Annotated in this window: 24 protein-coding genes and 1 tRNA gene; 1 reads left to right on the plus strand and 24 read right to left on the minus strand. The window is 42.6% G+C overall.

The window, feature by feature from the left end; translation table 11 throughout:
* Nucleotides 1-86 precede the first annotated feature (86 nt).
* The 19 genes from KHZ77_RS01370 to KHZ77_RS01460 all read right to left on the minus strand — a co-directional run bounded on the left by KHZ77_RS01370 (nucleotide 87) and on the right by KHZ77_RS01460 (nucleotide 21041).
* Nucleotides 87-1979 (minus strand): glutamine synthetase, encoded by a 1893-nt coding sequence (locus KHZ77_RS01370; protein WP_295194910.1) that lies wholly within the window; start codon nucleotides 1977-1979, stop codon nucleotides 87-89.
* A 122-nt stretch (nucleotides 1980-2101) separates the two neighbouring features.
* Nucleotides 2102-2557, minus strand: a complete 456-nt coding sequence (locus tag KHZ77_RS01375; protein ID WP_295194912.1) for a GatB/YqeY domain-containing protein — start codon at nucleotides 2555-2557, stop codon at nucleotides 2102-2104.
* A gap of 23 nt (nucleotides 2558-2580) precedes the next feature.
* Entirely contained in the window at nucleotides 2581-2760 is a 180-nt protein-coding gene (gene rpsU / locus KHZ77_RS01380; protein ID WP_004695751.1) for a 30S ribosomal protein S21, read from the minus strand.
* 334 nt (nucleotides 2761-3094) lie between these two features.
* A complete protein-coding gene (locus tag KHZ77_RS01385; RefSeq protein ID WP_295194914.1) occupies nucleotides 3095-3439 on the minus strand; it encodes a histidine triad nucleotide-binding protein in 345 nt (114 codons plus the stop codon).
* Nucleotides 3440-3470: 31 nt separating this feature from the next.
* On the minus strand, nucleotides 3471-4769 hold the full coding sequence (gene mtaB, locus KHZ77_RS01390; protein ID WP_295194916.1) for a tRNA (N(6)-L-threonylcarbamoyladenosine(37)-C(2))-methylthiotransferase MtaB: 1299 nt from the start codon (nucleotides 4767-4769) through the stop codon (nucleotides 3471-3473).
* Between the two features lie 75 nt (nucleotides 4770-4844).
* Nucleotides 4845-5579, minus strand: coding sequence for an RsmE family RNA methyltransferase (locus KHZ77_RS01395; protein ID WP_295194919.1), 735 nt, complete (start codon nucleotides 5577-5579; stop codon nucleotides 4845-4847).
* Between the two features lie 107 nt (nucleotides 5580-5686).
* Nucleotides 5687-6544 carry a 50S ribosomal protein L11 methyltransferase gene (locus KHZ77_RS01400; protein ID WP_295194921.1) on the minus strand — a complete coding sequence of 286 codons (858 nt, stop codon included), beginning with the start codon at nucleotides 6542-6544 and terminating at the stop codon, nucleotides 5687-5689.
* 85 nt (nucleotides 6545-6629) lie between these two features.
* Nucleotides 6630-7832: a molecular chaperone DnaJ gene (gene dnaJ / locus KHZ77_RS01405; RefSeq protein ID WP_295194923.1), complete on the minus strand. Its 1203-nt coding sequence runs from the start codon at nucleotides 7830-7832 to the stop codon at nucleotides 6630-6632.
* A gap of 17 nt (nucleotides 7833-7849) precedes the next feature.
* Nucleotides 7850-9697, minus strand: a complete 1848-nt coding sequence (gene dnaK, locus KHZ77_RS01410; protein WP_295194926.1) for a molecular chaperone DnaK — start codon at nucleotides 9695-9697, stop codon at nucleotides 7850-7852.
* A gap of 135 nt (nucleotides 9698-9832) precedes the next feature.
* On the minus strand, nucleotides 9833-10426 hold the full coding sequence (grpE, locus tag KHZ77_RS01415) for a nucleotide exchange factor GrpE (protein ID WP_295194929.1): 594 nt from the start codon (nucleotides 10424-10426) through the stop codon (nucleotides 9833-9835).
* A gap of 19 nt (nucleotides 10427-10445) precedes the next feature.
* The gene (hrcA, locus tag KHZ77_RS01420; protein WP_295194930.1) at nucleotides 10446-11462 is read right to left on the minus strand and encodes a heat-inducible transcriptional repressor HrcA; all 1017 of its coding nucleotides are present in this window, start codon (nucleotides 11460-11462) and stop codon (nucleotides 10446-10448) included.
* A gap of 412 nt (nucleotides 11463-11874) precedes the next feature.
* On the minus strand, nucleotides 11875-12849 hold the full coding sequence (locus KHZ77_RS01425) for a nitronate monooxygenase (protein WP_295194931.1): 975 nt from the start codon (nucleotides 12847-12849) through the stop codon (nucleotides 11875-11877).
* Nucleotides 12850-13116: 267 nt separating this feature from the next.
* On the minus strand, nucleotides 13117-15018 hold the full coding sequence (locus KHZ77_RS01430) for an oligopeptide transporter, OPT family (protein WP_295195116.1): 1902 nt from the start codon (nucleotides 15016-15018) through the stop codon (nucleotides 13117-13119).
* Nucleotides 15019-15388: 370 nt separating this feature from the next.
* Nucleotides 15389-16111 (minus strand): gamma-glutamyl-gamma-aminobutyrate hydrolase family protein, encoded by a 723-nt coding sequence (locus KHZ77_RS01435; RefSeq protein WP_366664905.1) that lies wholly within the window; start codon nucleotides 16109-16111, stop codon nucleotides 15389-15391.
* A 204-nt stretch (nucleotides 16112-16315) separates the two neighbouring features.
* Nucleotides 16316-16966 carry a TrkA family potassium uptake protein gene (locus tag KHZ77_RS01440; protein WP_295194935.1) on the minus strand — a complete coding sequence of 217 codons (651 nt, stop codon included), beginning with the start codon at nucleotides 16964-16966 and terminating at the stop codon, nucleotides 16316-16318.
* 17 nt (nucleotides 16967-16983) lie between these two features.
* Complete coding sequence (locus KHZ77_RS01445; protein ID WP_295194937.1) at nucleotides 16984-18357, minus strand: potassium transporter TrkG; 1374 nt, start codon at nucleotides 18355-18357, stop codon at nucleotides 16984-16986.
* Nucleotides 18358-18439: 82 nt separating this feature from the next.
* On the minus strand, nucleotides 18440-19048 hold the full coding sequence (locus KHZ77_RS01450; protein ID WP_295194938.1) for a hypothetical protein: 609 nt from the start codon (nucleotides 19046-19048) through the stop codon (nucleotides 18440-18442).
* A 143-nt stretch (nucleotides 19049-19191) separates the two neighbouring features.
* On the minus strand, nucleotides 19192-19785 hold the full coding sequence (locus KHZ77_RS01455; protein ID WP_295194939.1) for a nitrite reductase: 594 nt from the start codon (nucleotides 19783-19785) through the stop codon (nucleotides 19192-19194).
* Between the two features lie 341 nt (nucleotides 19786-20126).
* Nucleotides 20127-21041 (minus strand): arginase family protein, encoded by a 915-nt coding sequence (locus KHZ77_RS01460; protein WP_295194942.1) that lies wholly within the window; start codon nucleotides 21039-21041, stop codon nucleotides 20127-20129.
* Nucleotides 21042-21093: 52 nt separating this feature from the next.
* Between KHZ77_RS01460 and KHZ77_RS01465 the strand changes: the two genes are divergently transcribed.
* Nucleotides 21094-21756: a Crp/Fnr family transcriptional regulator gene (locus KHZ77_RS01465; protein ID WP_295194943.1), complete on the plus strand. Its 663-nt coding sequence runs from the start codon at nucleotides 21094-21096 to the stop codon at nucleotides 21754-21756.
* A gap of 225 nt (nucleotides 21757-21981) precedes the next feature.
* Here the strand turns inward: KHZ77_RS01465 and KHZ77_RS01470 are convergent, their stop codons facing one another.
* From KHZ77_RS01470 to lepA, 5 genes are all read right to left on the minus strand, one after another.
* Nucleotides 21982-22536, minus strand: a complete 555-nt coding sequence (locus tag KHZ77_RS01470) for an NAD(P)H-dependent oxidoreductase (RefSeq protein ID WP_295194945.1) — start codon at nucleotides 22534-22536, stop codon at nucleotides 21982-21984.
* Between the two features lie 203 nt (nucleotides 22537-22739).
* Nucleotides 22740-22815 (minus strand) — tRNA-Ala (locus tag KHZ77_RS01475).
* Nucleotides 22816-22961: 146 nt separating this feature from the next.
* On the minus strand, nucleotides 22962-23504 hold the full coding sequence (locus tag KHZ77_RS01480) for a hypothetical protein (RefSeq protein ID WP_295194947.1): 543 nt from the start codon (nucleotides 23502-23504) through the stop codon (nucleotides 22962-22964).
* Between the two features lie 127 nt (nucleotides 23505-23631).
* Nucleotides 23632-24861 (minus strand): radical SAM family heme chaperone HemW, encoded by a 1230-nt coding sequence (gene hemW / locus KHZ77_RS01485; protein ID WP_295194949.1) that lies wholly within the window; start codon nucleotides 24859-24861, stop codon nucleotides 23632-23634.
* Between the two features lie 34 nt (nucleotides 24862-24895).
* Nucleotides 24896-26698: a translation elongation factor 4 gene (gene lepA, locus KHZ77_RS01490; RefSeq protein WP_295194952.1), complete on the minus strand. Its 1803-nt coding sequence runs from the start codon at nucleotides 26696-26698 to the stop codon at nucleotides 24896-24898.
* Nucleotides 26699-26815 lie beyond the last annotated feature (117 nt).

Raw genomic sequence — 26815 nt, forward strand, 5'->3', positions numbered from 1 at the left:
ATTTTAAAACTCTATTATGGCTTTTTTAAACTCTATTATAAGCGTTTTAAACTATAGATAATTCTATGCGATATAGATACACTCTATTAGATTAAATTGCGGCTGTATTCGAAGTACTTAGCTTCCAATTCAAGCATTTTTTCGTTCATTTCCACCTGCAATTTGGAGGCTGTATCGAAGTCACCGCTGTTAACCGCTTCGATAATACGTGTGAACAAGGATTTTTCAGTTACACTGTCTTTTGCAAGGTATACGCGAAGACGGTTAACTTCTTCCCAGCGAGCATCGTCGAAGGAATTAGTTTCGTGAGCTGCACGCATAGCGCGGATTGTGCCCAAGTTAGCAGGTACAATGCGGTTTACCAATTCCAAAGTCCAGCGTTTCTGAATACCGGCGATGAAGGAATCCATCAAATCTTTCGCAAATGCACCGGCACCGGCCAAAGCATCCACTTTTTCAGGGTTGTTCTTATAGCCCAAGATGTTTTCCCAAACAGTAGCAGGCGGTACACCGAACATGGAGTCGCGTTCTTCCGGTGTATAATCTTCAAATACGTCTTTTTCAGAACGATATGCACGACCCTGTTCTAAGTAATCAGCAGCATCTTCAGGAGCTTTGGAGATTTCAGCCAACAATGCTTCATAAGATTTGCCGGATTTAATTACATAGCGAAGACCGTCAAGTACGGCGGAGTAAATCAACGCGATAGCTGTGTAAGTGTTAGTGTAAGGGTTTGGCGAACGAAGTTCGAAACGTGTAGCCATCGGATTGTCAATATCGCGAATTAAACCGCAAAGGATAGTACGGTTACGGCTTGGAACGCTTGGATCTTTACCGAAGGAAGTTACGATACAAATTGGTGCTTCGAAACCAGGTTTTAAGCGGTTCAAGGAGTCTGTTGTAGACGTAATGAACGGATTGATAACTTCATAGTTCTTCAAAAGACCCATAATAGCGCCAAGGCCGATGGAGCTTAATGCAGCTTTGCGCATATCAGCCGGGGAGAACAAGTTAACCATTTTACCGCTCTTCAATTTAGCCATTAAACCGAAGTGAGTATGTTCACCGGAACCGGCAACACCGATAATAGGTTTTGCCTGGAAGGTTACATCCAAACCGTATTTACGGAATACTTCACGCACGATAATGCGAGCCTGTAATTCGTTGTCAGCAGTCTGCAATGGATTGCCGGTGTATTTCCAGTCGATTTCCAACTGTTCCAATACATGGTCCATATGGCCTTCATCGTCGATTTTACCTTTAACGCCGCCCACTTCTTTGTGACCCATTTCAGCATGTAAACCGTAATCATTGAGGCGAAGTACAGCTTCTTCCATGGCGGTTCTTACGGCGCCATGTGTACGCTGCCAGTACTGTTCCTGCAATTTCTGAGATGTGGACAATTCCTTAGTACTTACAACCTGAGATGGTGTTTTAACCCAGAATTCCAATTCAGTAGCGGTTGTAAATACAAGGTCTGCTACATCATCGAAATTTACATGGTCCATATCGGCCACTTTGTATTCTTTTAATAATGTTAACAATTCGCTTTTAACGAATGTAAGAGTGTCTTTTAAAATGGAACGGGAATCAACATAGCGGTCATTGTGATTCAAGAATGCCGGAATGCGAAGAGTACCGGTAGGACGACCTGTCGCTTTGTCGATGTTTTCTTCGTTGTAGTCCACGAACCAGTTAACGCTCGGATCGGCCCAGATGTCAACTCGAGCATTGTTCAAGGTTGCAATATTAGTAAGTACAACGGAAGAACCGTCAGTTTGTACGGCACGACCTTCGAAGAATGATTCATAGTCATCAAAGAACACGGAAACAGGAATTTTTTCGTCTGTATCGTTACCGGCAAGATCCACGCCTACCAAGGATACAAACTTAATTTCCGGATGCTGCTCCAATAAAGCGAGCACACCCTCTTTACCATACTGACCTGCGGGAATGTAGTAAATTAAATCGTTGTTCATAATATAGCCTCCTATAAAACAAAAAGACCTATACCTTGTTAAATCTAACAAGGTATAGGTCTTCATTGACCGATTATTATTTTAGGTGTATGTTACCATACTCGATAGCATATGTCAACAGATTAACCATTAACTTTAGCTATTTCTTCACGGACAATTGTATTTACTAGTTTGCCATCGGCTCTGCCGCGAGTTTCGGGCATCACCTTGCCCATTACATCACCCATTTTCACAGGTGCTGTGAGTGAGCTGATTGCATTAACTACAATAGTACGAATTTCTTCTTCCTTAAGCTGTTCAGGCATATACTTTTTCAGTACATCCATTTCAGCCTTAGTTTGTTCAACGAGATCATCACGATGACCTTTAACAAATTCAGCTAATGAATCTTGACGCATTTTCATTTCTTTGGCCAAAATTCCTAATATATCTGTATCGTTAAGCTCACGCTTTTCGTCAATTTCCGTATTTTTGATAGCACTGTTAACCATTCGGATAACCGATAAAGCAAGCTTCCCGGCTTCACGAGCCTTCATTGCTTCTTTCATATCCGCTTTAAGCTGTTCTTTTAAGGACATGCCAATTCCCTCCAAGATAAATCTTATGCTCTGAATTTGCGCTTACGTGCTGCTTCAGATTTTTTCTTTCTTTTTACGCTTGGTTTTTCGTAGTGTTCGCGTTTTCTTACTTCAGACAAAACACCCGCTTTTTGGCAGGAGCGTTTAAAGCGACGAAGAGCGCTTTCAAGCGTTTCATTTTTACCGACTTTAATTTCAGACATCTATATCCCTCCCTCCAAAATATACTATGGAAGTGCAGGTATTTACTATACGCACATAAAGATATTATAATATTTGCGCTTTTCTTTGTCAATATTTCCGGCCCCGTTTATATAAGATTCTTATAGAAAATATCTTATTAAATCATAGGACTTATTTCAATTTCTTATTGACATACTACGTGAAATAATATGTGAAAACAAACATAGAAAATTGTATGAAATATTTAGTACAAAGTTAGGCGCCTGTGCTCATAAACAGGGCTTTATCTCACAAGTAAATGTTGATAAAGCCCCTATAGAATGCCATAAACTATAATACCTTACAACGAGTCACTTATGCTTCAGGCCAGCCAAGTTCCTGGCCGCCCAATAAATGAGCATGTAGATGGAATACAGTTTGACCTGCCTTTTCACCTGTGTTTAATACAAGGCGGTAACCGTCTTTCGAAATGCCTAATTCCTTGGCCACATCGCGTACGAAAGGCAATAAGCCTTCTACATAGTCCGCATTAGCTTCTGTTAAATGCGCAATATTGGCTACGTGGTTTTTAGGAATAATCAATGCATGTACTTTTGTTACAGGATTGATGTCGTGAAATGCCAGAAACTTATCGTTTTCTAAAATTTTCTTACATGGAATTTCACCGGCAATAATTTTACAGAAAATACAATCACTCATGGGTATACCTTCTTCCTCTACACCGCGCCGACTATTCAATAATCAGCGACTCACCGTCAAATTCTTTCACGGTTCCTCCAATAATACTGCCTATAGGATAATCCGCATCTTCTTTTTTTATTTTACCGTGAATGTATTCATTCGTAAAGCCCACATAGTATCCGTCCACTTCTCGTTCCACCAGGATCTCCGCTTTTTTGCCGATTAAGGTGTTGGCGAAATTGGTCAATCCCTGCTGTCCTAAACTATTCAACAAGGCTACACGGGTCTTCTTCACCGCTTCCGGCACCTGATTTTCCATAGTCGCCGCCGGCGTACCTTCACGAATGGAATACGGGAAGGCATGAATATGAGTGAATCCGATTTCTTTTACTGTATTCATAGTTTCATCGAAATCTTCGTCAGTTTCCCCCGGGAAGCCTGCAATAATATCGGTAGTAATAGCCAAGCCCGGAATGCGATTACGCAACATTGCTACCAAATCTTTAAAATCCTGCAGCTTGTAGTGGCGGTTCATCAATTTTAAAATGTGGTCGGAACCGGCCTGTAGCGGCAAGTGTAAATGTGTACAGAATCGCGGTTCATTCGCCATGAGGTCAATCAGTTCATCGGACACTTCGACGGACTCGATGGAACCGAGGCGAATACGTTGTAAACCGTCAATAGTCAACAAAGCTTTAACAACATGGGCCAAGTTCGGCTTATCAGGCAATTCCACACCGTAGTTGCCCAAGTGAATCCCCGTAAGTACAATCTCCTTGTAACCGTGAGCCACAAGGCGTTTCGCTTCTTCCAAAATGTCATCTACACGGCGGGATTTCAATTTGCCGCGAGTGTAAGGAATGATACAGAACGTACAGTAGTTGTTACAACCTTCCTGAATCTTCATAAATGCGCGGGCTTTGTCGATTTCATCACCGTATAAAGGCATTTCTTCAAAGGTGGACTGCTCCATAATATTACGCACAATATTGATTTGCTTTTCCGTAGATTCAAGCTGTTCAACCAGCTCCACTACTTTGTTTCGATTGTTCGTACCGATTACCAGGTTAACACCTTCAATAGCCGCAATAGCGTCCGGTGCCAACTGGGCGTAACAGCCCGTAACAATAATATACGCATCTTCATTTGTGCGCTTTGCTTTACGGATCAACTGACGGGACTTACGTTCCCCCATATTCGTTACAGAACAGGTATTGATTACGTAAATGTCCGCTTTCTCGTCAAAATCCACCGGCGTATAGCCGCTATCTATAAATAAACCTCGCATGGCGTCTGTGTCATACTGATTCACACGACAGCCCAAGGTTGTAAATGCTACTGTTTTCATGAGATTTTACTTCGCTCCTCACTATTTTATATAAACTGTAAAACCCTTTACAGATATTAATTCAATGTTTTAATCTTACATATTCAGCTCGTACTGCAACATGCTCACAGCGCCGATAGCTGCCGTCTCAGCCCGCAAAATAGTGTTACCCAAGGTAACCGACTTCACACCGGCCGCTTCATACTCAGCCACTTCCGTCGGCGTCAAACCGCCTTCAGGACCGATGAAAATAACAACCCGTTCAATGGTTTCGCCATTATTATCTTGAAGAGCCTCTTTCAACGTGCGGCTCTGTTCATTTTCATAGGCTACCAATAATAAGGTATTTGGATTTGTCTCACGTTCAATGATTTCATTGATGGACAATTCCGCTTCCAGCTCCGGCAATTTAGCACGCCCGCACTGCTGGGCCGCTTCTTTTATAATTTTCTGCCAGCGGCTTATCTTCTGTGGCAGCTTGCTATCTTTATATTGGGCCACGCAATTTTTCATATTCGTTGCATACACTGTGTGTACATTCAATTCCGTAGCTTTCTGTAGCACCAGTTCCAGTTTATCCGCTTTTAAAAAGCCCTGCACCAGTACAATCTCCACTTCATCGTCCTGTACGACACCATCCTGGAGTATACGGGCTCGCGCCTGTCCATCCACAACGTCGATCAGTTCATACGTGGCCGTACGGCCGTCACTGCCGCCTACCAAGATCGGTTTGCTCATTTTATGACGAAATACATTCAATAAATGATGCGTCGTATCAGCAGGCAAAACTATTTCGTCCGTTAACGGAACATCTATAAAAATTTTTTTCATGAATATACCTCTCTAAGCAATCCAATGTATTGTGTAAATGATGTACTCTTTAGTATATCATGACTTGAGGATTAAATCTAATTTATTCGAATTGAATAATCAATCTATTACTCTACACGTGGCGTTAAGGCCAATGTATGCCAGCTGCCCTTCACCAATTCAGTCTCAATCTTCCAATGGGCCTGAATAAACGGCATAATTTCCTCGTAGCGCTCGTCGATGATGCCGCTGATAATCAAGATACCATTCGCATCCAATTTCTTGCTTATAGCCGGCAAGAGCATTTTTAAAGGGTCTACGGTCAAGTTAGCCAAGATTAAATCAGCTTTGCCATCAAAGTCCTTATCTAAATCGCCGCAAATCAAAGTGGCATTTACATTGTTCAGTTTACAGTTTGCTTCCGCCTGTGCCACAGCGTCAGCGTCAATATCGATACCCACCAAGTTCGTTAAACCCAGTTCATATGCTACCAGCAGCAAAATTCCGGTTCCCGTGCCGATATCCAGGCACGTTTTACGACCTTTTCCATAGGTTGCCATAAGCTCCGCACAGGCTCTGGTCGTTTCATGAGCACCGGTACCAAAGGACAGTTCGGAGTCAATCGTAATAATCTTATCTCCCGCCGCCGGCGTATACTCTTTCCAGGCGGGGCGAATAATAATATGCGGTAAAATCTCCGTCGGCTCAATATACTGCTGCCAACTGTTATACCAGTCCGTATCAGTAACAGTCTTTGTTTCCAGATCCGAGTAATCTACGTGACCTTCTTTCAATAAGGCCTCCACCTCGTCAGCCCATTGCTGCGCCGGTTTACTCATATCGCCGTAAATTGTCAATTTTACCAAGTCCGGCTGATCCGGTAAATCTTCTTCAATGATTCCGTTGCTGCTGAAATTGTCAAAAAGAGTAGTCACCTCGTCGATGACTACTCTTTTCACTGCAACGGATATTTCTATCCATTCCATATAAGTACCTCATTGTGAAATACAATCTATATTGTACGTACTAAATAAGCACGCACTACAGTCATTACTTTGTACTTATCTAATACTATGAGTTTAATGACAATTTGTCAAACAATTTAAACTGGAAAGTTTCCTTCAGCTTTTCACCCATGTTCTTCAAAAAGCCTTTGTCCTGATTTAACTGACTCACATCTTCATTACCTTCCTTGGCAAACTCAATGAGTAACTGTTTCTGTTTATCAGTCAATTTCTTAGGCGTATTTACAATTACGCGTACATGATGATCCCCTCTTTGTTTAGGGTTTCGTTGGTACGGAATGCCCTTGCCCTTAATGCGGAATACGGTGCCGCTCTGCGTGCCTGCAGGAATCTTAAGATCCATTTGGCCGTCCAGCGTATTCACTCGGATTGTGCAGCCCAATGCAGCCTGTGCAAAGGAAATATTGGCCGAGCTGATAACTTCATAGCCCTGACGCTCGAACTCATTACTTGGACGCACATAAACGTATAAGTACAAGTCGCCTCGTGGACCGCCGTTAATGCCCGGTTCACCTTCATTAGCAACGCGAACGCGATTACCGCTATCTACTCCCGGAGGAATTCGAACTTCAAGTTGACGGTTAACCACAGTTTGACCGCTACCATGACATTTTTTACATTCTTTTTCAATCTTCTTGCCTGTACCGTGACATATAGAACATGTACGGGACGAACGCATCTGACCGAATGGGGTGTTCTGTACCACTGTTTCCTGACCGGATCCGTGACAGCGCGGACAAGTTTCCACTTTGCTGCCCGGTTCACCGCCGGTGCCGTGGCAGTGATCACATTCTTCATGACGATTAACAACAATCTTTATAGTTTTACCGAAAGCGGCATCACTAAAGCTGATTTCCACTTCCTGTTGTAAATCATCACCCTTTTGCGGGCCACTGCGCTGACGACCGCCGCCGCCAAAGAACATATCGAAAATATCGCCAAAGCCACCGGCCTGACCGCCAAAACCGCTGAAGTCAAAGCCACCGGCTCCACCGAAACCGCCGGCCCCGGCGCCTCCACCCTGAGTGAAGGCGTCATGACCGTACTGATCATATTGAGCACGTTTTGTCTCATTGGATAAGACTTCATAGGCTTCATTAGCTTCTTTAAATTTTTCTTCTGCTTCTTTGGGATTATCGCGGTTTACGTCTGGATGGTATTGTCGTGCCTTTTTACGAAAGGCCTTCTTTATCTCGTCTTGGGACGCATCTTTGCTGACCCCAAGGACGTCATAATAATCCTTTGCCATTATCTAACCTTACCCTCTTATTTATTCTGATCGTCTTTTACTTCAGTGTATTCAGCGTCAACTACGTCGTCCTGACCCTGCTGTGCGCCCTGTTGTTGTGCACCGCCTTGAGCACCGGCCTGGCTTGCAGCCTGAGCTTGTTCATACATCTTAGTGGACAATTCATATAAAGGTTTAGTTAATTCTTCGCTCTTAGCTTTAATATCTTCTACGTTGCCGGATTCAATAGCAGCTTTCAAAGCGTCTTTTGCAGTCTTAACTTGTTCAAGTGTAGATGCATCAGCTTTGCCTTCAAAGTCTTTTACTGCTTTTTCAGCCTGGTAAACCAAGGAGTCCGCATTGTTTTTAACTTCGATTTCTTCTTTCTTAGCTTTATCTTCTGCAGCATGAGCTTCCGCTTCTTTTACCATGCGGTCGATTTCATCCTGTTGCAATCCGCCGGAAGAAGTAATTGTAATAGCCTGTTCTTTACCTGTACCCAAGTCTTTAGCTTTTACATTTACGATACCGTTAGCATCGATGTTGAATGTAACTTCGATTTTAGGTACTCCGCGTGGAGCTGCAGGGATACCGGTCAATTCAAAACGACCCAATGTTTTGTTGTCTGCTGCGAAATCACGTTCACCTTGTAATACATGGATGTCTACAGATGGTTGGTTATCAGCAGCTGTGGAGAATACCTGGCTCTTGGATGTAGGGATTGTAGTGTTGCGGTCGATAATGCGAGTGAATACGCCGCCCAAAGTTTCGATACCCAAGGACAATGGAGTTACGTCGAGAAGTAATACGTCTTTAACTTCACCAACAAGTACACCGCCCTGAATAGCAGCACCTACGGCTACACATTCGTCAGGGTTTACGTTCTTAGTAGGTTCTTTACCAAGTACGCGTTTGATAGCTTCCTGAACTGCAGGAATACGGGAAGAACCGCCTACCAACAAGATTTTATCGATTTCGTTTACACTGAGACCGGAGTCAGCCAATGCTTTACGAGTTGGTTCGATAGTAGCTTCTACCAAGTCGTGAGTCAATTCTTCGAATTTTGCACGAGTTAAAGTAAGATCCAAGTGTTTAGGACCGGTAGCGTCAGCTGTAATGAATGGCAAGTTAATGTTTGTGCTCATTACGCCGGACAATTCGATTTTAGCTTTTTCAGCAGCTTCTTTTAAGCGTTGATCAGCCATTTTATCTTGAGACAAGTCAATGCCTGTATCTTTTTTGAATTCTTCGATTAACCAGTTCATAACGCGTTGGTCGAAGTCGTCGCCGCCCAAGTGGTTGTTACCGCTAGTTGCTTTTACTTCGAAAACGCCGTCGCCCAATTCAAGGATGGACACGTCGAATGTACCGCCGCCAAGGTCGAATACCAATACTTTGCCTTCTTCGTCTTTATCTACACCGTAAGCAAGTGCTGCTGCTGTAGGTTCGTTGATAATACGAAGTACATCAAGGCCTGCAATAGCGCCCGCATCTTTAGTAGCCTGACGTTGGCTGTCAGTGAAGTAAGCAGGTACAGTGATAACTGCCTGGGATACTTTTTCACCTAAGTAAGCTTCAGCGTCTGCCTTCAATTTTTGAAGAATCATTGCGGAGATTTCTTGTGGTGTGTATTCTTTGTCGTCAATTTTTACTTTGTAGTCAGTACCCATGTGACGTTTAATGGAAGAAATTGTACGTTCAGGATTGGAAACTGCCTGACGTTTTGCCAACTGACCAACTAAACGTTCACCATTTTTTGCGAAACCAACAACGGAAGGAGTCAAACGGGAGCCTTCCTGATTTGTAACAACAACAGCTTCGCCGCCTTCCATTACAGAGACTACAGAGTTTGTTGTACCTAAGTCAATACCAATTACTTTTGCCATGTCAAATGACCTCCTAAGTTTTAATTTATCTATTGAGTATCGTATATTTACGGAATTTATTTATTAAACGGTTAACTCTTGTGAGCTTTTTAGCCCTTGTGAACTACTTTGATTAACCGTTGTGAGCTACATTGATTAACCGTTGTGAACTACTTTTACCATAGCGGGACGAACTGTTCTGCCGTCTACTGTGTAGCCGGTTTGCAGAACTTCACATACTACGTCGTCATCATATTCATCGAATGGTACACGCATTACCGCCTGATGATAATTCGGATCGAACGGTTTGCCTACGGCATCAATCACTTCAAGTCCATGCTTTTTCAGCATAGCCATCAGATTCTGCTGAATCATTTCAAAGCCTTCCAAGAATGCTTTTGTTTCATCAGTAGTCGGTGCCTGTAAAGCTCGTTCAAAGTTATCTAGAACAGGGAATAAATCTTTGATTACATCAGCCTTAACGAAACCGGCCAATTGATCTTTTTCCTGTAATGTGCGGCGTTTAAAATTTTCAAAGTCCGCTTGCAAACGTTTGTAACGATTTTCTGTTTCCGCTACAGCCGCCTGAATTTCAGCTTCTATGTCGGCACTTTCTTCAATCGTCACATCTTCAGCTGTTTCCACGTCAACCGCTTCGTCTGCATTGTCTGTCGCCATCGTTTCGTCATGCACTTCAGTCTCTGCAGCCTCGTCTGTGTGCGCTTGCTTTTTAATTTCTTCTGTACTCATTGTGTGTACCACCTCGCCGTTATTTTTTATTATCTTTTAAAAGTTTAACAAAATCTTGAATATAGGATAAAATACCGATAATTCGTCTGTACTCCATCCGTGTAGGCCCCAAAATTGCCAATGTGCCGATGCCTTCATCAGCGTCGCCGAAGTTCGCCTGAATAACACTTAAGTTCTTCATGGTTTCCGCTTTGTTTTCGTCACCAATCTTAATATCAATCCCCACCGGAGCGGCCGGCTCAATCAATTGTGTGAGCTGATCTTCTTTTTCCAGTATGGATAAGATGGACTGAACTTTCTTGACATCCTTGAATTCCGGTTGTTCCAACAACTCAGTTGTACCAATGGAGTAAAATAATTTACGTTTCGCAATGGCTCTATACAACGATGTTGCCAGAATCATGAGCAATTCTTTAGGTCCCTCAATGAGTTTCACTGTATGCTCCAAGAAGAATGGGGATATATCTGCAATCCGTACATCTTTCAAAGCATTGCTGAACTTCATAGATGCGCCTGCCAAATCGTCTTCACTTACAGCCTCACTGAAGCTGATGTGCTCATTATCCAGCGCCCCCACATCTGTTACTACTACCATCACCGCTCTATGTGGCGAGATAGGCAACACGTGAATAAACTTCAATGTGGAAGAGTTATGCGCCGGTGCCAAGACTAAGCTCATATTGTGACTAATCTGGGAAATCAGTTTGGCCACATCTAAAAAGAAATCTTCAAGATTACTAGGCTTTTTATTCCATATTTGATTGATTCGTTCTGCATCTTCGCGCTGTGTGCCGTTCAAATGCATCATGTCATCTACATAATATCGATAGCCCTTAGGCGAAGGAATACGCCCGGCGGAAGTGTGTGGCTGCTCTAAGAAGCCCAACTCTTCCAAATCGGCCATTTCATTTCGCACTGTAGCAGGACTGACGCCGAGTTTATAATTCTTTGCCAATGTTCTGGACCCTACGGGCTCAGCCGACTTTATGTAGTCTTGTATGATAGCGTGTAAGATGCGTTGTTTTCTTTCATCCATAATCGCGCCTCGTTTGTTAGCACTCATTAACATCGAGTGCTAATCACAGGTATAATGTTACCATAAAATGTCAAAATGTCAAGAGAATATTTCCGCAAAGATACAGATATTTCCCTATTAGTCAAAAAATCAAAACCATTAAACTTTATTCTATTCTCCATCGTATCCGTTCGTTGTTCATTTGCTATTCTTTTCTTTTTCTTTGATTTTTAACTGAAAGTACAAACGATATTTTTCTTTTATTCCTGAGTTAAATGCAGTAAGTCAGCTTTTTTCTAATTTTTAAACTCTCTTCAGAAAAAACAAAAAAGACCCTACCGGGTCTTTTTATATACAAATTTAAAGCTGTCCTATCTAACTTACTTAGATTACATATCCTCCCTACTCAGCTTCTCCAACTCACATCACTTACTTAATTTATAAAATCTGCCATTAATTCCTGAACAATATCTTCACAACTTTTTACTTCTTTAATTAGATCTATAGCAGTGTTTACGGAAACTATTCCATCCTCCAGTCTGCCCTCCAGCATCCCTGGTCTCAACCCGTCAATCTGATTAATTTTTTCATCAAGCTCTGCTGTAGACATACCATCTTCATACATACGCGCCAACTTTTGAGCAAACGTATGCGGTGTCGAACGTTGAGTTCCCGAAACAAAAACCAAATCTTTTGCCTTTGTCTGAATAATATCTTGTTTACATGCATCTGAAGCCGGACATTCTTCGGATAAAATAAATCGGGTTCCCACATATACACCTTCAGCACCCAGTGCAAACGCAGCCCTCACACCACGAATATCATTAATACCACCTGTTGCCATTACCGGTATCTGAACAGAATCTACAATAGTTGGAACGATAGAAAAGGTACCAATTTTATTTTGAGGTATCCAGCCGCCTTCATCATAGCCTGTAGCTATAATAATATCAGCACCTTCATTCTCTGCCAATTTTGAAGCTTCAGGGGTAGGCGTTAATTCTCGATGTACCCAAATACCATTACGCTTTTTCAGTTGTTTTGCCAATTTCTTATTCACTTGACCAACAGTAACAAAAATAGTTACGTCTTCTTCAAAAGCTATATTAATAATATTTTCCCCATAGGCTTCCATTTCTGTCATTCCGTCTTCCGGCAAATAAACATTCACAGCAAACGGATTATTAGTTAAATTCTTAATTTTTCGTAATTCGTTTCTATATCGTTCTTCTGTACTAACTCGTTTATTGCCTTCAAATTTTACACCTGCATTAGGGCCTAACACACCCATTCCGCCTGCATTCGAAACTGCTGCCACCATGTTCGCATCTGTAATCCAGTTCATAGCAGCTTGAACAAGCGGATATTTAATGTTAAGTATATTGCATACTCTGTTCTTATTTTCCATGACTATAACCTTCCTATTATTACTACGTATTTTCCTAATCCGTTAAATCGAAATAGTAATTCATGCCCTGCAATAATAAGCAAAGGCACTAAATTTAAGATTGCCTAAATATTTTTACAATGTTACTAAAGCAATTCAACTGACGACCTCGCTTATATCTTACAAAATATCAAATATGTTCGTCTGCTACAGTTGATACAAAAAACAAAAAAGGCCCCGAAGGACCTTTTTTATTTACATAACATATAACAAAGTGAAACTTTATTTTTATGCTTTATTGCGTTTCAACTTAACGCTGGTTGCAATCTTATACATAGCGATACAGAAGATGAAGTAAATAACCATGCCTAAGAATGTAGCGCCCGGTGTTTTTTCCCATTCAGTTAAGAATACGTCCACACCTGCGATGTGAAGAATCGCACTGATCAAGGCACCAATCGCACCACCGGCTACGAAACCGGAAGCCACGATACCGCCCTGGGTAACGCGTTCTTCTTGTTCAGCTTCATCTTTAGAAGATTTTTTAACCAAGTAGGAAATGAGACCACCGATCAGTAATGGCGTATTGATTTCCATTGGTAAGTATGCACCAAGAGCGAAAGCCAATGGTGGCACACCGCACATCCAAAGAATAACGGCGAAGAAAGCACCCATAATATACAATGGCCATTGAGCACTGCCGCCTGTCATTAATGGTTCAACGATAGCAGCCATCGCATTAGCCTGTGGAGCGTTCAATGCGTTTTCACCCACGAAACCGTATGCGTGGTTCAAAAGAAGTAATACGCCTACAGCTACGATAGCAGCGATAACAACGCCTACTAACTGCCATTGTTGCATTTTCTTAGGAGTAGCACCCAATAAGTGAGCTACTTTCAATTCAGACATGAAATTACCGGCTACACCGATTGTAGTTGCCAGGAACGCAGCCATCATCAAGATAGCGATGATGCCGAGCTTGCCTGTTAAACCTACGCTTGTAAGAGCTACTGCACCGATGAGAATCATGAAGATTGTCATGCCGGATACCGGTTCACTACCGGTAAAGGCGATGGAGCTGATACCTACTACGGAAAGTAAGAACGCCAAGATCAATACGATTACGAATGCCACTAAAGTCTGAACGATTGTTTGCGCATAGAAAATATGGAAGAAAATAGCAAACAATACAGTCGTTAAAATGATACCCATACCCAACATGGACATTGGCAAGTCCATCTGTGTACGAAGCAAGTTAACATTAGTTGTTTTACCGCGTTTGAACATATCCACGATAGCACGGCGCATAATGCGGGTTACTACATTGGACATGCTGAGCAAGCCGATAACGCCGGCCATGGCCAACATACCGATACCGATATGACGTACGTATTGCGAGAATACAGTACGAACCGGCGCATCAGCAAGCAGAACTTCCTTGCCGGCAATTACCATTACATGGTCGCCGCCGAGGTAGTAAACCAATGGAATACATACATACCAGGAGAAGAAAGAGCCTGCTACGATAATGGCTGTATAGCGCAAGCCGGTAAAGTAACCGATACCGAGCAGAGCAATATCACTGTCCAGAGAGAAATGTAATTTCATCTTATCCTGGAAAGCTTGACCCCATTGGAAGGTAGTGGTCGAAAATACTTCGCGCCACCAGCCCAATGAATTGAGCACGAAATCATAGCCCATACCGAAGAGACCACTGAAAATCATCAGTTTAGCGCGGCTGCCTTCATTACTGCTAAGTACTTCGGCTACGGCGCGGCCACCAGGGAACGGATACGCATGATGCATTTCTTCACAGAAGTATTGACGGAAAATGGTACAAAGCTGTACACCAAGCAAGCCGCCCAATACAACCGGAATCATCATTTCAAGTGGTGATACATCATCAATATTCAAAATAAATAGCGCCGGAAGAATAAACATAACCCCTGCTAATACGTTAGTACCCGCACTACCGATAGCCTGAATATGAACTGTTTCCGGAAACGCATTTGCACGTTTAAAAACTGCCGCCATCCCCATGGCAAGTACAGATACAGGAGCGAACGCATCAACTGTCTGACCAATTTTTAAACATAAATAACCTACCGCCAATGAAAACAATGCGGCGTAAAAGAGGCCCCAAAAAACTACGTAGGAGTTAATTTCCACGTACTCTTTGTGCGGATCCATTATGGGATGAATGTCATTTACATGTTCCTGTTCTTTCACAATATCCTCCTCAAAACAATACAAAAAACCATAGTCCCATAAGCCTCAACTCTCACTAGTAAAAACCGGTACGTCATTTAATAATACTACAGCCAAAATATACATAAAACTTCACAAATAAATACATGCTGCGTCATTTAAACGTAATGCTACACATAAAAATATACTCTATAGTATAAACTACAATATAAACAGTCTCTTTCTGCTTATACTGTATTCCCTATGCATTAATACAACCCTGTTTCACTAAAAATTCTTTCTCTCAAACCGACTTTAAATTGTCAGCCTCACCACCTTTGGTCAGTAATCTCGATTTTGTATGACTATACGATTAGATCATATATTCTTCACAGGCTTCCACAAAGGCTCTGAATAAAGCCTGTGCTTCCTGAGAGTTCTCCGTCATCATTTCCGGATGGAACTGACAGGTTACCAGCCACGGATAGTCTGTTGCTTCCAACGCTTCGATAGTGCCGTCCTTGGAACGACCGGTTATCTTCAGTCCCTTACCTACAGCCTTTACGGTCTGATGGTGATGGGAATTGGTAACCCAAGCGGTTTTCCCTAAAATATCCGCAATCTTCGAATCTACTGTAAAATCGACTGTATGGAATGGCATCCCCGGACTTTGGTTCTGCCAGTGTTTAATCGTGCAAGATTCATCATACTTCAAGTCTTGGTACAACGTACCGCCGCGATACACATTTACAACCTGATGACCTCGGCAAATAGCAAATATAGGAATGCCTTTATCGATGGCCGCCTCCAAAAGTGCGAAATCAAACTGATCGCGCTCAGGCCATACCTGGCTCAATCCCTGCAACGGTTCTTCACCGTAATACAGCGGATACACATCCTGTCCGCCCGATAAAACTAAACCGTCAAGGCGTGCTACTAAAGACTTGATATTTTCTTTATTCGTCGTAAATGGAAGGATAATAGGCAAACCGCCCTGATCCTCTACAGAGCGCAGATAGTTATCATTAACATAAGCTCGTGCTACACTTCTGAAATCATCTTGGCCCACATGAAAATGGCTGCCGGAAACTCCTATTAATGGTACCACACTATCACCCTTTCCTAAAAAAGAAGAGCTTTCACCCTTTGTGATGAAAGCCCCCAAATTTATTGAATTTTGAATAAAGTCGTTTAATAAACCAGTTTATATAACTCATTATAAATTTGGGAAATGTATTTGTCAATATGGACAACTGTTCTTTACACTTGATAAATTCGCATAACGAAGGGCTTTAAAACCCTATTGTCCCAGTTTTGTAATCTCTTCGTTCCGACCGATCACAATTAACATATCTGTCGCTCGGAGCCGGTCATTCGGATCCGGCGTGGCTATGACTTGATTATCGCGCTTTAAGGCTACCACGTTCACGCCGTATTGTTTACGAAGTTCCAGTTCTTTTAAATTTTTATTTACCATGAATTCCGGTGTGCGGATTTCCACTATACCGATATCTTTAGATAATTGGAAATAGTCTACTATATGGTCGCCTGTGAGCATCTGCGCCACCCGTTCCGCCATATCCATTTCCGGATACACGATAAGGTCCACGCCCACTTTTTTAAGCAATTTACTTTCAATGGCCGTCGATGCTTTCGCCACAATGAACGGACATCCGATTTCCTGTAATACCATGGCCGTCAAAAGCTTGGCATTCATATCTTCACCGATGGCGATTACTACCACATCCAATGTTTCCAAATGAAGCTGGCGCACCGTATCTTCATCAGTGAAGTCGGCAATTACGCTTTGTGCAATATACGGTGCTATCTTCTGCACCACTTTTTCATCCCGGTCCACGCCATATACTTCATGGCCCAAGCCGGTTACCTGTTTGGCCAAGGTACCGCCAAAACGGCCCAGGCCGATAATTCCGATTGATTTACGTTTCATAATAAACTCCTATGGCATTACAATAGCACATTGTCTTCCGGATAGTACACGGCACTCGGCTTTTTCGGGGTAATAAAGAACGCACTTATAAGTGTTAACACGCCAATACGGCCTGTGTACATAACGAACATAAGGACAATTTTACTCAAATCTGTCAATTCGCCCGTTATCCCTCGTGTAAGACCTACCGTAGCAAAAGCGGACATTACTTCGAACACAAGGTCCAGAAACTGGAACGGTTCCACCCAAGATAGAATGAATGTAGCAATTAGAACCAGCCAGGACGAGAAGAATATAATACTGCAAGATTTATTGATTAAGTTCTGACTCAAGCTGCGATTAAACAGATGAACTCTTGTTTTACCGGTCAAGGCCGCATACGCCGTAGCCCATACGACGGCAATGGTGGAAATTTTCGCACCACCGCCCGTAGAGTTCGGGCCCGCACCGATAAACATAAGAATGACCGTAATAAATGCCGTTACCGGATGGAACTGTGAATAGTCCAGCGTAGGCAGACCTGCCGTACGAGGCGTTACGGCCTGCATCAATGCGGCCTGGAATTTATCGACTAACGACAACGGTGCCAATACGCCGGTCCATTCAAGGAGACATATAAGCAATGTGCCGCCTATGACGAGAACAGCATTGCCTACAAGCATCACCTTTGTGTGTAATGAGAAAAAAGTAAATCCCCGTTTATAATTTTTCAAAATATCAAAAGTGGCCATATAGCCGAAGCCGCCAATTAAAATAAGACCTGATGTGTTTAACGTAAAGCCCCAGTTAGTCACAAGTTCGTAGGGCAAATTATTGTCAAAGAATACAAAGCCTGCATTACAGAAAGACGAAATAGACTGATAAAACCCGTAATATATAGCACTGTGTCCTAAATAAGGATACAGTACAACTGTATAAATCAGGCCGCCTACAAATTCCACAAAAAAAGTAAGACCTATAACCTGTTTCATTATGGTTCGAAAATCAATATTTTCCAGGCCCACATCTTCCTGCAGGAGTAATCGGTTTTCCAAGCCTACGCGCCGCCGTAAAATCAGGAATATAAGCGTTGTAAAGGTCATAGTGCCCAGACCGCCAATTTGAATTAAAATAATCATAATGGTTTGTCCGAAGACACTCCAATGATGAAATGTGTCAACCGGGGTCAAACCTGTTACAGATGCACAGGAAACGGCCACGAAAAATGCATCCACCCAGTGAGTGGCCGTGCCGTCACTGGTCGCTATAGGCAATGACAGCAATGTTCCGCCCACCAGCATAAGTAATGCAAAGCTGATAGCCAGCATGCGCTGCGGGTGGCGAACCAGAAATAAACGGTACCATGTTAAAAAATTACCTGCCCGCCTCCGTGGCTCAAATGAAGACAACATACTTAATCCTCTTTTCAATCTACATGTAATTTAATTCTCTGCCATAGTGTACGCCTATTTATTGCAAAGTTCAATAGAAAAACTAGTCCACATCTTTATCAAGCCGGTCATACAGCCGCTCTTCTTCTTTACCGGCTGTACCGCTTTTATACTCCTTATGAGCCCGTTTAGCCTCTTTTATGGCCTGCCACAAGGGGCGAATCTGCGTGCCGTTAAAGGCCTCAACCGTGGTATATCCGGCGAACCATTCCGCTGCGGCGGCACATACAAAGGTGATAAAGAAATAGGCCATAATAATAAAGAGCAGCAATATGGCTACAAAGAAAAAGGCGACTTTCTCAAGGCCAAACTGATTATGCTCGCCCATGAGAATGTCCATAAAGCTGACAAAGGTCAACGAATGATACACGAGCATCAATTCGGCCAATCCCCAGAATCCCAGCAACACGGCGCAGAATATATAGAAGGAGTATTTGTGAAACTCCGTATAGGTAGACATGGCTTTTAAATACACTTTGCGTGCTATGGCACCGCCCAATATGAGGCAAAGAACAATTGCGAACGCCTGCGTTACAGCGTCATTCGTTTCACTGCCCACCAAAACGCCTACAATCATTGAAAATAAGCCGTAAAAAGAGTACAAAACGCCGCCGGCGGCCACTCGCAATCCCAGTTTTACATATTCATTCACCTTGCTTCACCTTCTTTCTCTCCTTTATTTATCAGTTCATACAATTAATTATTCAGATAATTATTCAGATAATTATTCAGTTGATTATTCTCTACTCAAACAGATAATTATTCATCTAATCATACAGATAGTTATTCCTCTAATCATTCAGCAAATGGATTTCCCAAACGCTCCAGCACATGCTCAAACTTCTCCTTCGGCATGGCCTGTTCTTTATACCAGTTTAATAAATAGTCCATTTTTTCCTGTGCTTCTTCGGCAGATAAGCCTTTTAAAAGTACTTCTGCACTCTGCGGTCTGCCGCCACTCTTGCCACCGGCCACAAGTACAAATCCGTCAGGCATGCCGTACACGCCGATATCCTTGATCATGGTTTCTGCACAGCATCTTGGACATCCGCTGATACCGATGCGAATCTTGTTCGGCATTTCTTCACCGAAATGAGTGCTATCCATATATTTGGCAAGCGGCATCGTCTGCATGAATGCGTGACTGCAACCGTCTGTACCGCGGCAGGATATAACGGAGTTGACCGCCTTGTGCTTCACCACTTGCACGCCTTCAGGTAGGCGCTCCATCATACTTGCCTTTGCTTCTTTTGAAATATCATAAATCTGAATGCCTGTAGCTACAATTCGGAAGCTGCCGTCAAATTCGCGGGCCAGCTCCATAAGCGCCGCTAACTGCTCAGAAGAAAACTCATTAAATAGTGAATGAAAAATAATCGATGTTTTCATAGGGGGTACTCCTTGTATATTATAAATTTAAGGGATAGCTCCTTATATTACCTAACTTTAGTAAATTCCTTTTAATAAAACCCGGTCTTTTAAATTGAACTTATTTCTTTTTATTTAGTATTACCAGACGTTTTATTATATCACATCTTGAGGCTCTTCTTCAGCAGTATTACGTAAAAACAGCAAGTACAGGCCCTTAAAAACTTGTACTTGCTGTTTATTTTAATCATTTACTTGTCATTCCAAGACGTATTAATTTACTTGTTATTTCAAAACGTATTCGTTTACTTATTATTCTAAGACTCACTCATTGGATATTGACTTATTCATTCGATATTGACTTATTCATTGAATATTTTTATGCGGCTCATTCTTTCCTGTAAGCGAATGATATCCCAAGGCATATATTCCGCAAAGCTGAGGCCAACAATATCGGCTACATTGCCGATTTCCACAAAGTGAGTGGTAATTTGATCCAGCGTCATACTGCCGGTCGCATAACTTACAGGTCCCAAGCCCGGCTCGTTATACAGAAGCCCTCTAAAGTCATTCGCATCCATAACGTCCATATCAAAGTGAATCAATACTTGTTTTACATTACGTTCACGAAGCCAATCCAAAATCGGCTTGCTGTTAATTATAGTTTTACCATCTTCCGATGTATCCAGCAAATCTTGCGGGCGCAAGTATGACATGCTGTGCTCTTTTAAATACTCTCCCTCAAAGTCCATCATATCTTCCGCCTTGAGGCCTACATATAGCACTTGATCCGGCGTAAAGGGATGGTCTACCTGAGCTGCAAAATCAGGTTCGCCATCTCCCAGTAGATTGCCAAGCACCATGGCATGCTCATGATTAAACTGCGTTGGCTTCATTATATCGGGATGCGCATCAAACCACAGAATGGCCGTATGTTCCCCATATTTGCCATGAAGGTAATCGAAGGGCGCCTGTGATACGGAACAGTCACCGCCGACGGTGATAATCTTTTCCGGAGCGGCCGCTGCAATAATAGCTTTCGCCGCTTCCGTCTGTTTCAAAAGAGTCTCTTTTTCATACACCCCATCTTCTACGCGCCACATATCGACAGGCTGATTCTGACCTACCGGCACTTTGATATAGTCGGCCTCAGTAGCGCCCGGTAAAATATGAGCCAGCACGCGAGCACCCACTTGATACTTCGGATTGGCACCGCCCTGCCATTGAGGATATAATAAACGTAACACTTTGTGAGAATTCTTTTTTTCTGTTGTCATAGTTACCTCCATGGTTACTTACCTAAAACGTATGCTATATAAGGAGTCAAATATGCTTGTTCCTCGTTATATATTTAAAAATGATTTTGCAGAATTTGCTGATTTGCTGCATTCCTATCCTCATAAGGAATATTTTATTCCTGCCGGACAATATATGTGGAGTCCCGATGAGCCCTTAGATACGCTCCATTTTATAAAAAGCGGCCTCGTCGAAACCTCTATGGAACACGAGGAAGGATTTCGTAAAATTATTTCGTTTCACGGGCCGCAGACAATCTTCCCCGGCTTTCACCAGGAAGATTTCAAATTGGAGCGTTCCCTATCATCAAAAGCAATAACAGATACGCAGACCATAGCTTTCACTAAATCAACATTTCAGAGCATATTAGAAGAGCATCAGTCTGTTACGTTTGCCATGTTAAACTCCTACGCCCGTTATGTAAATCTGCTTCTCTACGAAACAGGTCATCAGGAATATAACACGGGCTTTGTAAAGCTCTGTAATCTGCTGTACTTAATTTCCTCTGAAAACGATACTGCGCTTCACTTAACTCAGGAAGACATCGCCACCATACTCGGCTTGAGCCGCGTCAGCTTAACCCGCTACCTCAGCCGGCTCCGTGAAGAACACATCATCGAAACAGGCCGCAAGATCTTGTCTATAAAAGATATAAATTCTCTAAAAGCCTATTGTTCCGACGAAACAGTATTGTAACTTACTACTAATAACTTTCGACTAATAACTTACAACTAATAACTTACTACTCTTTCAGTATAAACTGATTTTTAAAATCGGTCTGTATCATATGATGCAAAGAACACACATTCTAACTGATAATAGTATATGCAAAAACAGTGCCATACAAATGTATGACACTGTTTTTTATTAGTCTAAGTTCATAGATGGCACCAACAAAGAGCCGGGCACAATTCTAAACTATTAAATTGTATTAAGTTTAGCAATTAATTTATCTGCATGAGCAGCCATTTTTTCGCGTGTAGTACCTTCGTTTTCAGGCTTGCGATCAGTATAGGATACGCCCTGTGTTACTACTAGGCCGCCCCAGTTCATGCCGGTTAAGATGCAAGTACATTCTAATGTGTAGAAATAATCTTGCAAGTCATGTTTCATAAAGCCTTCCGGCGTATAAGCACCTTCAGGAGCACCGGTTGTGAAAGATGCGATCAACGTCTTGCCCTGCAAAGCCTGACCGGTTGTACCGTGAGACCAGCCATGAGTGAAAGTCTGTTCCATCCAGCGATGTAATAAAGCAGGCATGGAATACCAGTATAATGGGAACTGCAATACAATAATATCAGCTTCTTCCATTTTCTTCTGTTCTGCTTTTACGTCAAACTGAAAGTCTGCATATTGTGCATCTAAATCATCAAACACAGCTTCAGGTAATTTGGCTTTTAAGTCTTCTAATAAATATTTATTGGCTACAGATTCAACAACTGTGTCATGAGCGGAAACGATCAATACTTTTTTCATAGGTGTACCCCTTTTCTTTTTAATAGTAAATGTAACTAACAGTATATACTCTATACTTGTATTGACTAAGGAAAGGATTCTAAATAAGAATCTCTATCTATACTATAAAAAATATCCACATGATAGTCAATGAATTTTTTCGATATACTACATTAAGAAACAGATAAAAAAAAGCCACTACCGAAGTAGTGGCTTTATACTCATGGTGGAGATAAGCGGGATCGAACCGCTGACCTCTTGAATGCCATTCAAGCGCTCTCCCAGCTGAGCTATACCCCCATGCATTACGAGTTATATATTACTAAATACATGAGGTATTTGTCAAGATAATCTATGATTTTTGTAAAAACACTTTTACAATGATCGAACAGTTTAAAACCCGGCATTTCCTACCTAGAACTTCGATTTCCGAAGTCCCCTGTCATCTACAGGGAGCTTGAATGTTCCGGATTATTTTCCGCCTTCGCACTTTCTCTCAGTCTGTGAATGTAGCGGCGCCAAATGTATTCCACACTGGCCGTCGTATAGAGCAAGAAATAAAAATACGTAAATAAGGCGGCACCGATAAACCAGGTAAGCAATGCAAACGGTGCTACAACCGGCGTGGACATGTTCATGTACATGGAATCCAATTCACGATTCAGTTCCCACGCTACGAGCCCCATGGCCAATAGATAAAGGAAAAGCAATACGATAGCTACACTGAATAGGGTCAATATAAAGAATGTCTTTGACACGCCCGTACGCGGAAAACGTTCGTCCAATGCCTTTTCATAGATAGGACGACAACCCAACGCCAGTAAGGTTACGATGACCGCAACCAGGCAGGCAATAAATATATTAAAGCCCGTATTATTCGGGCTCACTGCTACACCAAACTGAAGTACAAATAAACAAATAAGCATCAATATTTGAAACACAATGCCGGCGCCACACGCACGCCAACCAAATCTAACATAATCCTTCACTACGCCGCCTCCCATACTTCCACCGGGCCTGCTATAGTTACAACTTCCCATAGGCACACTGCCTTTTAATACAAAACTACAGGCACAACACCATACAGGTATAAAAAACTATAGGTACAACAAACTCTTATCGAATAAACTGACTAAACACATAATTTCCGTGTTTAGCCCCTTCGCGTGTCAATCGCCACGCGTTATGTTTTATTATAGCAGATTTATCGAAATTACTCATCACTTCATCATAGGATTCCAAGAGCCCCAGTTGTTCCAGATGATCCAACTCATCCTTATAAATGGACGTCAACGGCTTTTTAAATAACGCTTCAAAAGCGCTGCTGCTGAGTCCCCATTTGGTACGTAGTGCCAGGAAGCAATAATCTTCCACAGCCCGCTCTTCGCTGATGGTCTCTTCAAACACAACAGGCAACAAATCCTGACGAAGGCGATTAATATAAGGCACCACATATGGTTCGTTGTTGCGGCGCACATTATTATAAAATGAGTACGCACCGGATCCGAATGCCAAATACTCCTTATATTGCCAATATCGTAAGTTATGACGGCTATAGGCCCCATTATTTGTAAAATTGGAAATCTCGTATCGCTCAAATCCATTCTCCGCCAACGAATCCAACATACAGTCGTACATGGCTTCATTCGTGTCGTCATCAGGCAGTACATATTCGCCGGTACTTACCTGCTTATGCAGATTAGTCCCTTCTTCCAGCTGAAGGCCGTAAATCGACACGTGATTAACACCGAGTTTTACCAAGGTGCTCACATCATTGCGAATATCTTGCAGTTCCTGACCCGGCAATGCATAAATGAGGTCGCCACTCACAGAATTAAAGCCTACGGCCAACGCATCTTCAATGGCCTGTTTCGCGATTGCCGCCGTATGGCCGCGGCGCAAAATAGTGAGTAAATGGTCATCAAATGTCTGCACACCGTAACTGAGGCGTGTAACGCCCAATTGTTTTAATTCATGCAAATAAGCGCGGTCCACTTCTCCCGGATTTGCCTCTACGGACAACTCCCGTACATTGCGGCAGTCGTAATAAGAATATAATGTTTTCAAAATCTTTTGGATCTGCTCAATAGAAAGCATGGTCGGTGTGCCGCCGCCAAAGTAAATTGTATCTACGGGAATGTGGCGGCTTTCTTCATAGGTTCGGGCCCACAATTCAATTTCTTTACAAAGTGCTTCTACATAGTCGTCATAATACGCTTCCAATCCTTCATAAGAAGCGAAATCACAATAAGAACACTTCTTACGGCAAAACGGGATATGAAGGTACACCCCCATATCCCGCTTTACTTGAGCAGATAAAGAAGTCGTATCCGGTATGATTTGCATAGAACAAACACTCCTTATCTATACGAACTCTTCTTTATTTATCGTCAACTTTTAAAATAGCCATAAATGCTTCTTGTGGAATTTCCACGCTGCCTACGGCTTTCATGCGCTTCTTACCTTCTTTTTGTTTTTCCAGAAGTTTACGCTTACGGCTGATGTCACCGCCGTAACATTTAGCAAGAACGTCCTTACGCCATGCTTTAACCGTTTCACGAGCCACAATTTTGTTACCCACAGCAGCCTGAATCGGAATTTCGAACATTTGACGAGGAATCAATTCTTTTAACTTTTCAGCCAACGCACGACCACGCACTGCGGCACGGTCTTTGTGAACGATGATGCTGAGCGCATCCACCGGTTCCCCGTTGAGGAGAATATCCATCTTCACCATCGGCGAAGTCTGATAGCCGATGAGTTCATAGTCCAGGGACGCATAGCCTTTAGTGGCGGATTTCAATTTATCAAAGTAATCGTAAATGATTTCCCCTAAAGGCAGATGGTATACGATGGAAACACGTGTTTCATCCAAGTATTCCATACTCTGATACTCGCCGCGTTTATCCTGAGACAATTCCATGATGGCACCGACGAAATCTTTAGGCACGATGGTAGTAGCCTTTACATACGGTTCCTGAATGTAATCGATTTCTGTTGGAGGTGGCAACTTGGCCGGATTGTCAATTTCCAGAACTTCCCCGTTTGTTTTGTGAACTTTATAGTTTACACTTGGCGCCGTCGTAATGAGGGTCAAGTTATATTCACGTTCCAAACGTTCCTGAATTACGTCCATGTGGAGCAATCCAAGGAAGCCGCAACGGAAACCAAAGCCCAAGGCGATGGAGGTTTCCGGTTCGTATTCAAGTGCAGCGTCGTTCAGGTTTAACTTTTCCAAGGCGTCGCGTAAGTTGTCATAGTCTTTGCTGTCTGTCGGATAGAGACCGCAATACACCATGGATACGGCTTTGCGATAACCCGGTAACGGTTCTGTCGCCGGATTGTCCGCTTTAGTGATAGTATCACCTACATGGCAATCGCGTACGTTTTTAATACTTGCCGCTACACAACCTACAGCACCGCATGTTAATTCATCCACAGGCAATAAGTTTGGCGTGAAAACACCGAGTTCGGTCACCTCAAAGTCTTTTTGATCGTGCATCATACGGATGATGTCACGTTTTTTCAAAGACCCTTCCTTAACGCGTACATAGGCGATAGCGCCTTTATACGAGTCGAAGCGAGAGTCGAAAATAAGAGCTCTGGTCGGTTGATCGGATTTATCTTCAGGAGCCGGAATACGTTCTACAATGGCTTCCAAAATATCTTGAATGCCGATGCCGGATTTAGCACTGGCCAAAATAGCCTCGGATGCGTCAAGACCGATAATATCCTCAATCTCCTTTTTTACACGCTCCACATCAGCACTCGGTAAGTCGATTTTGTTAATAACCGGAATAATTTCCAAGTCATGTTCCAATGCTAAATATACATTAGCCAAGGTCTGCGCTTCAACACCCTGAGCCGCATCGACAACGAGCAAAGCACCTTCACAGGCGGCTAATGAGCGAGATACTTCATAACTGAAGTCCACATGACCCGGTGTGTCAATTAAGTTTAAAGTATATTGTTTACCATCTTTAGCCGTATGCAGTAAGCGAACGGATTGCGCTTTAATTGTAATCCCACGTTCTCTTTCTAAGTCCATGGAATCCAATACCTGAGCTTCCATCTCACGCTTAGTAAGAGTTCCCGTCGCTTCTATTAAACGGTCAGCCAAGGTGGATTTCCCGTGGTCTATATGGGCAATAATGCAGAAATTGCGAATATGTTCGGTTACCATGTTCCATTCTCCTTATAATTAGCTTAACCACGCCAGTCTCAATAATTTAGGATGAGCAACGGTTGAGCAATAAATAAATCTAAACCAATATATAGGAATTAAAAGTTAATTGATAAT

It is taken from the genome of Veillonella sp., from assembly GCF_018364065.1.
Classification (GTDB): domain Bacteria; phylum Bacillota; class Negativicutes; order Veillonellales; family Veillonellaceae; genus Veillonella_A.